General features: G+C 62.3%; 14 protein-coding genes and 1 pseudogene. 13 read left to right on the top strand and 2 right to left on the bottom strand.

Annotated features, from left to right (window positions below; translation table 11 throughout):
* Position 1 precedes the first annotated feature (1 nt).
* The 11 genes from pcaC (at position 2) to aroQ (ending at position 8,277) form a co-directional block, all read left to right on the top strand.
* Positions 2-421 carry a 4-carboxymuconolactone decarboxylase gene (gene pcaC / locus FNA46_RS05505; RefSeq protein WP_143124104.1) on the top strand — a complete coding sequence of 140 codons (420 nt, stop codon included), beginning with the start codon at positions 2-4 and terminating at the stop codon, positions 419-421.
* Positions 418-1,158 carry a protocatechuate 3,4-dioxygenase subunit beta gene (pcaH, locus tag FNA46_RS05500; RefSeq protein ID WP_143124103.1) on the top strand — a complete coding sequence of 247 codons (741 nt, stop codon included), beginning with the start codon at positions 418-420 and terminating at the stop codon, positions 1,156-1,158. The genes pcaC and pcaH overlap by 4 nt, the downstream gene beginning before the upstream one ends.
* A 2-nt stretch (positions 1,159-1,160) precedes the next feature.
* Entirely contained in the window at positions 1,161-1,778 is a 618-nt protein-coding gene (gene pcaG / locus FNA46_RS05495) for a protocatechuate 3,4-dioxygenase subunit alpha (protein ID WP_143124102.1), read from the top strand.
* 7 nt (positions 1,779-1,785) lie between these two features.
* Complete coding sequence (locus FNA46_RS05490; protein WP_143124101.1) at positions 1,786-2,841, top strand: 3-carboxy-cis,cis-muconate cycloisomerase; 1,056 nt, start codon at positions 1,786-1,788, stop codon at positions 2,839-2,841.
* A gap of 186 nt (positions 2,842-3,027) precedes the next feature.
* Entirely contained in the window at positions 3,028-3,447 is a 420-nt protein-coding gene (locus tag FNA46_RS05485; protein ID WP_143124100.1) for an RbsD/FucU family protein, read from the top strand.
* 499 nt (positions 3,448-3,946) lie between these two features.
* Entirely contained in the window at positions 3,947-4,615 is a 669-nt protein-coding gene (locus FNA46_RS05480) for an amino acid ABC transporter permease (RefSeq protein WP_143124099.1), read from the top strand.
* Positions 4,616-4,624: 9 nt separating this feature from the next.
* On the top strand, positions 4,625-5,275 hold the full coding sequence (locus FNA46_RS05475) for an amino acid ABC transporter permease (protein ID WP_143124098.1): 651 nt from the start codon (positions 4,625-4,627) through the stop codon (positions 5,273-5,275).
* Between the two features lie 33 nt (positions 5,276-5,308).
* On the top strand, positions 5,309-6,142 hold the full coding sequence (locus tag FNA46_RS05470) for a transporter substrate-binding domain-containing protein (RefSeq protein WP_143124097.1): 834 nt from the start codon (positions 5,309-5,311) through the stop codon (positions 6,140-6,142).
* 12 nt (positions 6,143-6,154) lie between these two features.
* Entirely contained in the window at positions 6,155-6,916 is a 762-nt protein-coding gene (locus FNA46_RS05465) for an amino acid ABC transporter ATP-binding protein (protein WP_143124096.1), read from the top strand.
* 51 nt (positions 6,917-6,967) lie between these two features.
* Positions 6,968-7,837, top strand: a complete 870-nt coding sequence (locus FNA46_RS05460; RefSeq protein ID WP_143124095.1) for a shikimate dehydrogenase — start codon at positions 6,968-6,970, stop codon at positions 7,835-7,837.
* A complete protein-coding gene (aroQ, locus tag FNA46_RS05455; protein WP_143124094.1) occupies positions 7,834-8,277 on the top strand; it encodes a type II 3-dehydroquinate dehydratase in 444 nt (147 codons plus the stop codon). Before FNA46_RS05460 ends, aroQ begins: the two co-directional genes overlap by 4 nt.
* Here the strand turns inward: aroQ and FNA46_RS05450 are convergent.
* The gene (locus tag FNA46_RS05450; protein WP_143124093.1) at positions 8,252-8,944 is read right to left on the bottom strand and encodes a TetR/AcrR family transcriptional regulator; all 693 of its coding nucleotides are present in this window, start codon (positions 8,942-8,944) and stop codon (positions 8,252-8,254) included. The two genes, aroQ and FNA46_RS05450, sit on opposite strands and share 26 nt — an antisense overlap.
* A 79-nt stretch (positions 8,945-9,023) precedes the next feature.
* Here FNA46_RS05450 and FNA46_RS05445 point away from each other — a divergent pair, with 79 nt between their 5' ends.
* On the top strand, positions 9,024-10,961 hold the full coding sequence (locus FNA46_RS05445) for a bifunctional sugar phosphate isomerase/epimerase/4-hydroxyphenylpyruvate dioxygenase family protein (RefSeq protein ID WP_143124092.1): 1,938 nt from the start codon (positions 9,024-9,026) through the stop codon (positions 10,959-10,961).
* Between the two features lie 27 nt (positions 10,962-10,988).
* Here the strand turns inward: FNA46_RS05445 and FNA46_RS05440 are convergent, their stop codons facing one another.
* Positions 10,989-11,681: a GntR family transcriptional regulator gene (locus tag FNA46_RS05440; RefSeq protein WP_246102873.1), complete on the bottom strand. Its 693-nt coding sequence runs from the start codon at positions 11,679-11,681 to the stop codon at positions 10,989-10,991.
* Positions 11,682-11,812: 131 nt separating this feature from the next.
* Here FNA46_RS05440 and FNA46_RS26620 point away from each other — a divergent pair.
* Positions 11,813-11,978, top strand: a pseudogene (locus FNA46_RS26620) (DUF4147 domain-containing protein); the annotation flags it as partial.
* Between the last annotated feature and the right edge of the window lie 186 nt (positions 11,979-12,164).

The following is a 12,164-nucleotide window of genomic DNA, read 5'->3' as shown; positions in this document are numbered from 1 at the left end:
CATGGCCGACCAGTCCGTTGCCTCGGAACGCTACCGCCAGGGCATGACGACCCGCCGCTCGGTGCTGGGCGATGCCCATGTGAACCGAGCGATTGCGAACGAGACGCCGTTCGATCGCCCGTTCCAGGAGATGATCACGGAAGGGGCCTGGGGCACCGTCTGGTCCCGCCCCCATTTTTCGAAACGCGAGCGGTCCATTGTCACCATCGCGCTTCTTGCCGCCCTCGGCCAGCACGAGGAGGTGGCGATGCATATTCGTGCCACGGCGAATACGGGCGCGACGAAGGAAGACATCTGCGAAGCACTTCTTCACGTCGCCATCTATGCCGGCGTTCCGGCAGCCAACCATGCGTTCAAGATCGCAAAATCAGTCTATGCCGAGATGGAAGCATCTCAGGACACTGAGGAGGACACGAAATGAAGAATGCCTTGCCTGAAACAGGCGGTTTCTTTGCCCGCGACCGGGCCATGCATCCGCCAGCCTTGACCCCCGGCTACAAGACCTCGGTGCTGCGCTCGCCCCAGCGCGCCCTGATCTCGCTGGAAGGGACCAAGAGCGAAGTCACCGGCCCGGTCTTCGGCCACAACATGATCAACGAGTTCGACAACGACCTGATCGTCAACTATGCCAAGCCCGGCGAGATGGCGATCGGCCAGCGCATCCTTGTCCATGGCCGCGTGCTGGACGAGCGTGGCGTGGGCGTGGCCGGCGCGCTGGTGGAGTTCTGGCAGGCCAATGCCGGCGGTCGCTATCGCCACAAGAAGGAAACCTATCTCGCGGCCCTCGATCCGAATTTCGGCGGCTTCGGGCGCTGCGTGACTGACGAGAACGGCTATTACTGGTTCCGCACGATCAAGCCCGGCCCCTATCCATGGCCGAATGGCGTCAATGACTGGCGCCCGGCGCATATCCACTTCTCGATCTTCGGCCACGGCTTTGCCCAGCGGTTGATCACGCAGATGTATTTCGAAGGTGATCCGCTGATCTGGATTTGTCCGATCGTCAAGACGATCCCGGACGAGGAGGCGATCAAGCGCCTCGTCGCGCCGCTCGACATGAACAACACCATCCCGATGGATATGCGCGCCTACAAGTTCGACATCGTTCTGCGTGGTCGCCGCTCCACCTTCTTCGAGAACCGCAAGGAGGGCAACTGACCATGGTTCAGCCGCTCAACTACCTCAAGGAATCCCCGTCGCAGACGGCAGGGCCCTATGTCCATATCGGCTGCACGCCGAACTTCACGGGCATCCACGGCGTCTACGAGACGGATCTCGGTTCCGGACCGCTGTGCAACGACAAGACCCGTGGCGAGCGCATCACCATCAGGGGGCGGGTGATCGACGGGTCGGGCACGCCGCTGCGCGACGCGCTCGTGGAAATCTGGCAGGCGGATGCCGATGGTTACTACAACAGCCCGTCGGAAACACGCGGCAAGGCCGATCCGAACTTCTTCGGCTGGGGGCGATGCCCGGCGGACATGGCGACAGGCGAATTCGTGTTCGAGACGATCAAGCCGGGCCGCGTACCGTTCAATGACGGCAGGTTGATGGCACCGCATGTCACGCTGTGGATCGTTGCGCGCGGGATCAATATCGGCCTTCATACGCGCATGTACTTCTCCGACGAGGAGGCCGCCAATGCGGAGGACCCGGTGCTCAACCGCATAGAGCACCGCGTACGCGTGCCGACCCTTATCGGCAAGCGCGAAGGCAATACGGTAACCTTCGATATCTATCTTCAGGGCGAAAACGAAACCGTGTTCTTCGACATCTGAGGCAGCCTTGGCCATTTCCGCATTCGACCACCCCTTCCTGTCCGGTCTTCTCGGTGACGAGGAGACCGGTGCCTTCTTTCGCGCCGGTGCCGACATCAAGGCAATGCTGGCTTTCGAGCGCGCGCTGGCGCTTTCGGAAGGGCGGGCGGGCGTCATTCCGGCAGACGCAGCGCGCCGCATTGCCGATCACATGGGCCGTTTCTGGCCCGATATGGACGGTCTGCGCGAGGGCGTCGCGCGTGATGGGGTGGTGGTTGCAGAACTGGTCAAGCAGTTGCGATCGGCCGTGGGCGGCGAGGACGCCGCCCATGTCCATGTGGGTGCCACCAGTCAGGATGTCATAGACACCAGCCTGATGCTGCGGCTCTCCTCCGTGCTGTCCCTGCACCGGCAAAGGCTTGACGATCTGGTTGCAGCCTTTCACGCCCTCGACCAGGCCCATGGCGACCGTCGGCTGATGGGGCATACCCGTATGCAGGCGGCGATCCCGATCACGGTCTCCGATCGTATTCGCTCCTGGTCCGATCCTCTGCAACGCCATGCGGTGCTGGCCCAGTCGATCCTCGCGGCCCGCCTGCCGTTGCAGTTCGGCGGCGCTGCCGGGACGCTGGACAGGCTGGCGGACAAGGCTGCAGCGGTGAGGGCAGGGCTCGCCGCAGAACTTGGGCTCGCCGATGTTCCCCAATGGCAGAGCCAGCGTGACCGCCTGGTCGAAGTCGCCGATCTCTTTTCGCGCATTTCCGGCAGTCTTGGCAAGTTTGGACAGGACGTCGCGCTGCTGGCGCAGATGGGCGGCGAGATCAGCCTGTCCGGCGGCGGCGGTTCGTCTGCCATGGCCCACAAGCAGAACCCGGTGGCCGCCGAAGCGCTCGTGTCCCTTGCGCGCTTCAACGCCGTGCAGATGTCGGGCATGCATCATGCGCTGGTCCACGAGCAGGAGCGTTCGGGTGCTGCCTGGACGCTGGAATGGCTGCTGTTGCCCTCCTTGGCGGTGGCCTGCGGCGCGTCGCTGCGTCTGGCAACAGATCTCGTTGGCAAGATCCGCTCGCTTGGGACCGTTTGAGGCTTAGCCCCAGCAGGGAGATTATCTTACGCCTGGGCCTGGCAGACAACAGCGCGCCTGAGATGACAACCACCTAACCCATTGAATTGACGCCTTATATTTTATGCGCCAGCCGTTCCCGTTTTTAAGACAATGCGGTAGTGTGCGCGCGTTTTGGCCTGAAGGCCATCAGGGAGGATTTTCTTTATGCTTATCAACATCGATCCGCTTCTGTCTCCGGACCTGCTGCATGTGCTGCGCGCCATGGGGCATGGCGATGAAATCGCCATTGTCGACGCAAATTTTCCGGGTACGACCAATGCGCGTCGGCTGGTGCGTCTGGACGGAATCAGCGTGACGGAGGCGACGCGGGCAATCCTGACCGTGCTGCCACTCGACGATTTCGTCGATGTTCCCGTCTTCACGATGGAGGTGGTCGGCAGCCCCGAGGAGGTACCGCCGGCGGTCGCCGAACTGCGTGCACTGGTTGGCGAGCGCGGCGCCTGCGGCACGCTGGAGCGACACGCCTTCTACGCCCGCGCCCGCGACTGCTTCGCCATCGTCCAGACCGGGGAAACCCGCCTTTATGGAAACATCATCCTTAAAAAGGGCGTGGTCAGAAGCTGACCGGCGCCACCCGCGCACGGTTTGCGCCTGAGATGAAGCATGGCGGCACCCCGGTTGCCGCCATTTCTTTTCACATCGATCATATGCCTCTCCACATAGGGCACGGGACGATCGATGAGCATGGTCGGCGCCTGACGCAGCAGCGAACGTCTTTCAGGACGCGCAATGCGAAGCGGGTGCCCATGAGACCTTCGGTACCCACCGAGGCTCGACAGAAGCCAAAGGGGGGCCATGCGCGCCTGCATTTATTCAGCAGCCGCGCTTTCACAGCTGGGAGCCGGCATGCCGGCGCTGTCACCCTCCACCATCTGTTTCCGCAAGAACCGAAAATCACCGACCTGACAGACGTCAAACCTGTTGACCACATTATGAACTAACTGGTACAAACATTCCTGTCTTCAGATGCCGCCGTGAGTGCGGCCGGAGACGCAGGGAGGATTGGGGACCCGAGGGGAGGCGACGTTCATCGCCGGCATCCCCGGACGGGCCGGGAGGATTGATGTCATACAGCCTGGATTTCTCGGCCGTCGTGGAGCGACTTCCCGAACTGCTGCTGGCCTGCCTGTCCACGATCGGCCTTGCGATCGCCGGCATGTCGCTTGCGACGATCATCGGCATCCTGGGCGTCATAGCCCGGCGCTCGACCATCCGGCCGCTGCGCGCTGCGGTGATTGCGTTTGTCGAGGTTATCCGCAACACGCCCTTCCTCGTGCAGATCTTCTTCATCTTTTTCGCGCTGCCGCAGTTCGGCATCCGCCTCAATCCGACCGTCACGGCCATCATCGCGCTTGCCCTCAACGGCGGCGCCTATGCCATCGAAATCATTCGCGGCGGGGTGGATGCCATTCCGAAGGGGCAGGTGGAGGCGGGGCTGGCGCTTGGCCTGCACAAGGCGCAGATCTTCCGCTTCATCGTTTTGAAGCCGGCGCTGAGGGCGGTCTATCCATCACTGACCAGCCAGTTCATCATGCTGACGCTGACGACCTCAGTCTGCACCTCGATTGCCGCCTATGAACTGACCTCTGTGGCCCAGAAGATCGAGGCGGATACCTTCCGCTCCTTCGAGGTCTATTTCTCGATCACCCTGCTCTATCTGGTGATTTCCTCGCTGATGATGGGCGTTTTTGCCATCATCAACCGCCTCTCCTTCAGCTATCCGGTCAAGTGAGGACAAGACATGGCGTCGATCGGCTTCAACGAATTGTACTTCCTCCTGCAGGGTCTGAAGTGGACGCTGGCGCTGACCCTGATCGGCTTCATCGGCGGTGGCGTGTTCGGCCTCATGGTGGCCCTCGCGCGCACGGCGGAAAATCGGGTTCTGCAGCGCGCCACGGCCGGCTATATCGCAGTCTTCCAGGGTACGCCGCTCCTGATGCAGTTGTTCGTCGTCTATTACGGCGTGGCACTCGTTGGGCTGGATGTCGATGCCTGGCTCGCGGTTGCCATTGCCTTTACGCTGCATGCCAGCGCCTTTCTGGGTGAGATCTGGCGGGGCGGCATCCAGGCCGTGCCGAAGGGGCAGACAGAAGCCGCCAAGGCGCTTGGCCTGCACTATGTCTCGCGCGTCCGCGACGTCATCCTGCCGCAGGCGCTCAAGATCGCGCTGCCGGCGACCATCGGCTTCCTCGTGCAGTTGATCAAGGGCACCTCGCTCGCCGCCATCGTCGGCTTCGTGGAACTGTCACGCGCTGGCCAGATCGTCTCCAACCAGACATTCCGCCCGCTGACCGTCTTCGCCATCGTCGGCCTTATCTATTTCCTGATCTGCTGGCCGCTGTCGCTCTGGGGCGCCCGCGCCGAGCGCAGCCTGCAGACAGCATCCCGTTAACCGTTCATCAGCTTTGTTAAGGAGGAGCAAAAGATGAAGGAATTCCGCAAGATCACCCGCCGCAGCCTGCTTGCGCTGGCGGCCTGCGTTGCCGCTCTGCCGGCGATCCAGGCAACCGACGCCTTCGCCGGCACGGTCGCCGAAGCCAAGTCGAAGGGCAAGGTTGTCATCGGCATCCAGGGCGACAACTCCCCCTGGGGCTTCGTCAACTCGAGCGGCGTACAGGACGGACTCGATGCCGATATCGGCAAGGCCTTCGCCGACAGCCTCGGTGTCAAGGTGGAATTCGTTCCGCTCGCGGTCGCAAACCGCATTCCGGCCCTGCTGACAGGCAAGGTCGATGTGCTCTTCGCAACGATGGGCATGACGGCCGAGCGCGCCAAGACCATCCAGTATTCCAAGCCCTATGCCGGTAACGTTCTCTCGGTCTATGGCCCGAAGGACAAGAAGATTGCCGGATACGACGACCTGAAGGGGATGAATGTCGGCGTTCCGAAGTCGAGCGCAATGGACACCTCGCTGACCGCCGGCGCGAAAACCGCCAATATCCTGCGTTTCGACGATGATGCCGCCAACATCCAGGCCCTCATTGCCGGTCAGGTGGAAGCCGTCGGCGGCAACCAGTTCTACGGCGACCGCCTGAACGCGGCTGCCGCTGGCAAGTACGAATCCAAGTTCGATCTCACGACGCTCTACAACGGCGCCGGCACCCGTCCGGGCGAGAAGGACTGGAACGAGTCCGTCAACACCTTCATCGACAAGATCAAGGCCGATGGCACGCTCGCCAAGATCTATGCCAAGTGGATGAAGCGCGATGTGCCGGCCTTCCCGGACTCGCTGCCGGACATCCCCTTCACGGTCAAGTAAGCGGAGGTTTCCATGCCGCAATCCGTCTCCCAGCATGTCCCACTGATTGCGCTCGAGGGCGTCGGCAAGTGGTATGGAGCCTATCACGCGCTCAGGAGCGTGAATCTGACGGTGGCGAAGGGCGAGAAAATCGTCCTTTGCGGCCCGTCCGGATCGGGAAAGTCCACCCTGATCCGGTGTATCAATCACCTGGAGGAGATCCAGGAGGGGAAGATTACCGTGGAAGGCACGGTGCTCAACCATTCCGCCAGTACCGTCGATGCGGTGCGGCGCGAGGTGGGCATGGTGTTCCAGAGTTTCAATCTCTTCCCGCACATGACCATTCTGGAAAACTGCATCCTCGCGCCCATGCGGGTGAAGAAGATGGCAAAGGCCGAGGCCGAAGCCACCGCACGCAAATATCTGGAACGGGTGCGCATTCTCGACCAGGCGGACAAATATCCGGCCCAGCTTTCCGGCGGGCAGCAGCAGCGGGCAGCGATCGCGCGGGCGCTCTGCATGGAGCCGAAGGCAATGCTGTTCGACGAACCGACCTCGGCGCTCGATCCGGAAATGGTCAAGGAAGTGCTCGACACCATGATCGGTCTCGCGCGCGACGGCATGACGATGATCTGCGTCACCCATGAAATGGGCTTTGCCCGCCAGGTGGCCGATCGTGTGGTGTTCATGGCCTCCGGCGAAATCATCGAGGAAGGCCCGCCCGAAGAGTTTTTCCGCAATCCGCAGCATCAGCGCACGCGTGCCTTCCTGGGTGAAATCCTCGCACACCACTGAGGAAGCGCGCACGCGCCCCTTCGATCCACTCCGCCTGAACGGCATGGGACCATGACACAGCAAACCTCGTTTCGCGTCGGCCTGATCGGCGCAGGGATCCAGCTTTCCAAATCGCCGGCGCTCCACATGCAGGAAGGGGCAGCCCATGGCCTCGATTATCTCTACGAACTGGTGGACGTGACCGCCCGCAATCTGCCCGACAGCGCGCTTCCGGACCTTCTCGACGAACTGGAAGGTCGAGGCTTCTGCGGCACGAATATCACGCATCCCTTCAAGCAGGCGGTCATACCGCTGCTGCATGAACTGTCTGATGACGCCCGCATGCTGGGCGCCGTCAACACCGTCGTCTTCCAAGAGGGGCGTCGCATCGGCCACAATACAGACTGGTACGGCTTCTATGAAAACGTGGCGCGAGGCCTTCCTAATGTGGCGAAGGGGCGCGTGCTTCTGGCCGGCGCCGGCGGTGCAGGAGTGGCCGTTGCCCATGCGGCGCTGAAGCTTGGCGTTGGCCATCTCGACATCTTTGATCAGGACCGCGGTAGGGGCGAGGCCCTGGCCGCGGAACTGAACCTGCGCTTTGGTGCGGAACGCGCCTTTGCCGTTGACGACCCGGCGCAATCGCTGCCATGGGCCGACGGCTTCATCAATGCCACGCCGGTCGGCATGCTGGCCCATCCCGGCATTCCCGTGGAGCCGGCCTTGCTTGAGCCGCGCCACTGGGTGGCCGATATCGTCTACGTGCCGCTGATCACCGAACTCCTGGCAACGGCTGCGGCAAAGGGCTGCCGAACCCTGCCGGGTGGGGGCATGACCGTTTACCAGGCCGTTGGCGCCTTCCGTCTGTTTTGCGGTCGCGAACCGGACGCGGAGCGGATGACGCGGCATTTCCACGAACTTTGTGCCGTGGAGACGGCACGATGAGCCTCGTCTACATTCTCAATGGCCCGAACCTGAACCTGCTGGGCCAACGTCAGCCGGAAATCTATGGCCGCGATACGCTGGCCGATATCGAGGCGCGCTGCCGGACACTCGCCGAAGCGGCGGGGCATATCCTCTTCTTTGCCCAGAGCAACCGTGAATACGAACTGATCGACTGGATCCATGCCGCGCGCATCGAGGCCGCCGGCATCATCATCAATCCGGGCGCCTTCACGCACACGTCGGTCGCAATTCTCGATGCGCTCAACACCTTCGAGGGTCCGGTCTTCGAAGTGCATATCTCCAACATCCACAAGCGTGAGGTCTTCCGGCACCACTCCTACGTATCGACGCGGGCTGATGGTGTTCTGGCCGGCTTCGGGACAGAAGGTTACGAACTGGCGCTGCGCCACCTCATCAATCGGTTTTCCCGATCGCGCTGAGATGATCCGGGCGGAGCACATAGCGCAGCACCATCTCGGCCACATGCCGGGACAGGATCTCCTGTCCCTCCGAGGTAAAGAGATCGCCGCCGAAAATGTGCGAGAATGTGGCGCTGTTCGACACATTGAAGAAGGAAAGAGCACTGATCTGCCAGTGCAGTTCCAGCGGATCGATGCCCTTGCGGAACAGATCCTGCGCCTGCCCGCGCCGCAAGACACCCTGAAGTGCTTCGATTGCGGGCTGGTTGAGGCCGCGAATGGCGTCAGAGGTCTGCATGTGGCGACCGTGGTGGATGTTTTCGATCATCACCATGCGGATGAAGGCGGGGTTGGCCCGATGGTGCTCGAAGGTGAAGCGACAGAGGCGTTCCAGCGCCGCGACAGGATCCAGCCCCTCCAGGTCCAGTTCGGTCTCCCCGCCGCGCACCTTGCCATAGGCCTCCTCCAGCACCCGCCGGTAAAGCCCTTCCTTGTCGCCGAAATAATAGTAAATCATCCGCTTGGAGGTGCGCGTGCGCGCCGCGATCTCGTCGATGCGTGCGCCCGACAGGCCGTTCTGCGAAAACTCCTCCATGGCTACCGTCAGGATGTCGCGACGCACGCCTTCCGGGTCCCGGGTCGCCGGCTTGGCATCCTTGGCCTTCACCGCTGCGGCAGTTCGCTTCATCGGGTCTCTTCTCGAAGGGGCGGTCATTCGATAGTATCGATTTAACCAACCAGTACAGAACACCGGGAAGGATGGCAATATGGCAATCACGGACACCCCACGGCTGCGCACGCCGCTCAAGACCTCGATTGCGACCGTGTCCATCAGCGGCGAATTTCCGGAAAAGCTGGCGGCCATTGCCAAGGCAGGATTTTCCGGGGTCGAGATCTTCGAGAACGATTTTCTGACCTATGATGCTTCGCCGCGCGAAGTGGCCCGCATGGCGGCCGATCATGGCCTGGCGATTACCCTGTTTCAGCCGTTCCGCGATTTCGAAGGCATGCCGGAGCCGCATCGCAGCCGAGCTTTCGAGCGTGCAGAGCGCAAGTTCGAGGTGATGGGCGAGCTTGGCACCGACCTGATGCTGATCTGCTCCAACGTTTCGCCAGTGTCTCTCGGCGGTATCGACCGCGCTGCAGCCGATTTTCATGCGCTTGGCGACCTTGCCCGTCGTCATGGCGTGCGCGTCGGTTACGAAGCGCTTGCCTGGGGACGCCACATCAACGACCATCGCGATGCCTGGGAAATTGTTCGCCGGGCAGACCACAGCCATATCGGCATCATCCTCGACAGTTTCCACACCCTGTCGCGCAAGATCGACCCGAATTCGATCCGCGCCATTCCGGGTGACAAGATCTTCATCGTGCAACTGGCCGATGCGCCGCTGTTTGACATGGACCTGCTCTACTGGAGCCGCCATTTCCGCAACATGCCGGGCGAAGGGGACCTGCCGGTTATCGACTTCATGCGCGCCGTCGCGGCGACCGGCTATACAGGGCCGCTCTCGCTCGAAATCTTCAACGACCAGTTCCGCGGCGGCTCGGCCAAGGCCATTGCCGAAGACGGACACCGCTCGCTGGTCAACCTGATGGACCGGGTGGCGCGGCTGGAGCCGGACATCCGCATCGAGGCTCCCGCCATGCCGGATCGCGTCGTGGCCCGCGGCATCGAGTTTGTCGAGTTCACCACCTCTACGGAGGAGAAGCCGGTCCTGGAGGCGCTGCTTGGCACCCTGGGCTTTGCGAGAACCGGACGTCACCGCAACCGCGATGTCGACCTCTTCACGCAAGGCGATATCCGCATCGTGCTCAACACGGATACGGATGGTGAGACCTTCGCCGGTGCCTCCTATTCCGTGCATGGGACCAATGCCTATGCCTTCGGCCTCAAGGTGGACGATGCGCAGAATGCACTGGTGCGTGCCACAGCGCTGGATGCGGCCGCCTTTTCCGAACCGCGCAAACCCGGCGAAACTGCCGTGCCTGCCATTCGCGGCGTCGGCCACGGCGTCGTCTATCTGCTTGATGACAGCGAGGATCTCGCCGGCATCTGGCAGAGAGAGTTCCTGCCGGTGGATCCGACGGTGGCGGGTCAATCGGCCCTGCTGCAGCATGTCGACCATATTGCCCAGACCACCCAATACGAGGAAATGCTGACCTGGATGCTGTTCTACAGCTCGATCTTCGCCATTCGCCGTGCGCCGATGGTGGATGTGGTCGATCCCGGCGGTCTGGTCCGCAGCCAGGCGCTGGAAAGCGAAGGCGAGGGCAGGTTCCGCGTGACGATGAACGGCGCCGACAACCGCAAGACCTTTGCCGGCAAGTTCCTTGCGGAAGGCTTTGGCACCAGCATTCAGCACATCGCATTTGCCACCGACGACATTTTTGCCACCGCCGTCCGGCTCGCGGCAAACGGCTTCCAGGCGCTGCCGATCTCCCGCAACTATTACGATGATCTGGAAGCGCGCTTCGGGCTTGAGCCGGATTTTTCCGATGCCCTGCGGGCCGCCAGCATTCTCTATGACCGGGACGAGCGCGGAGAATATTTCCAGATCTACAGCCGGACCTTCGGCGAAGGTTTCTTCTTTGAGATCGTCGAGCGACGCGGCGACTATGCGGGCTATGGTGCGATGAACGCGCCGTTCCGCATCGCGGCCCAGCGACGTCTCGCCCGACCGGCCGGCATGCCACGACGATAGGCCTCGCTCTGGCCGCCGCCTCTAAGGTCACGCCGCCGCAAAGGCTCCATGATCGAGAAGAAATTCGGCGCCTTCGAAGATATCCTTGCGGATCAGTTCCGCGGCGGTCGTCCCGTCGCGTTTTTCGAGGGCGTCTACGATTTCCTCGTGGTAATCGAGATCGAGGATGCCGGCCAGATGCCCGCCAAAGCCCGCGCCGAACTGGCGCAGGAAGGGGCCGATCTGCAGCCAGAGCGTTTCGATCAGAAACTGCAGCGAGTCCGAACCGCTTGCCCGGTAGATGCTGAACTTGAAGGCGTGGTTGCGCAGCAGGTATTCGTCGAGATCCTCGTTCTTCGCAGCCGCCGTCAGCGCGACGGATTCGCGCTGGATTGCGCGAAGCTCAACCTTGCCGACCAGCGCCGCCGCGGCCTGCGTGGCCGCAGGCTCGCAGATCAGTCGGCTTTTTGTCAGGTCCTCGAAGCGCTGTCGCGTCATACCGGGCAGCACCATCGAGCCGTTCGGCAGTTGCTCGAGCGCTTTCAGCGCCTGCAGCTTGGAAAGGGCCGCGCGCACCGGCATGTCGCTGGTGCCGAGTTCCTGTGCAAGCTTCCGCGACGTGAGCTTCTGGCCGGGCCGGATCTGCCCCGCCATCAGGGCATGGTTGAGCCGTTGGTAGACCAGTTCGTGCAGCGGCACCGTTTCAATGGTGCCAAGACCGATCCGCGCGGGAGTCTTCACATTGTATTCCCAGGTTCATGAGGTGTTGCGCCAGCGATAGCATTGCCTCCGACTGCGTCACAAGAGCAGGAGAGCAGGGACTTGCGAACCTTTCCGCTTGCTGCGTTCTGCGGCCAGGGAGGAAGGGATAAATTGCACTCAACGAGGCGCAGCCGGCGTCCAGTCCGCCAATCTCCGCGATGAACGCGGTGCGCAAGCATCTCTCCACCATCAAGGGTGGATGTCTCGCCGCGACGACGAAGGCCCGTGTCGTCAGCCTGATCGTCTGCGACATTCCCGGTGACAACCCTGCCTTTACCCGACCGGCACCAATGTCAACGATTTCCGCGCCATCGTCATCGGCGACGAGGGGAGCCTCCGCTGTACCGCGCCGGCCGGCATCGCCGCGAAGTCTGGGCCTGTTTGCACATACTTGCAAATTCGAATGTCTGATCTGCATCCCAGGGGCGGGCATCCGCGAGGATGGTCCTGTCTTGCACCGTT

Source organism: Affinirhizobium straminoryzae (genome assembly GCF_007004135.1).
In the GTDB taxonomy this organism is placed as follows: Bacteria; Pseudomonadota; Alphaproteobacteria; order Rhizobiales; family Rhizobiaceae; genus Neorhizobium; species Neorhizobium straminoryzae.
The sequence above is the reverse complement of the archived record's forward strand: the minus strand, read 5'-3'. Positions and strand labels throughout refer to the sequence as shown.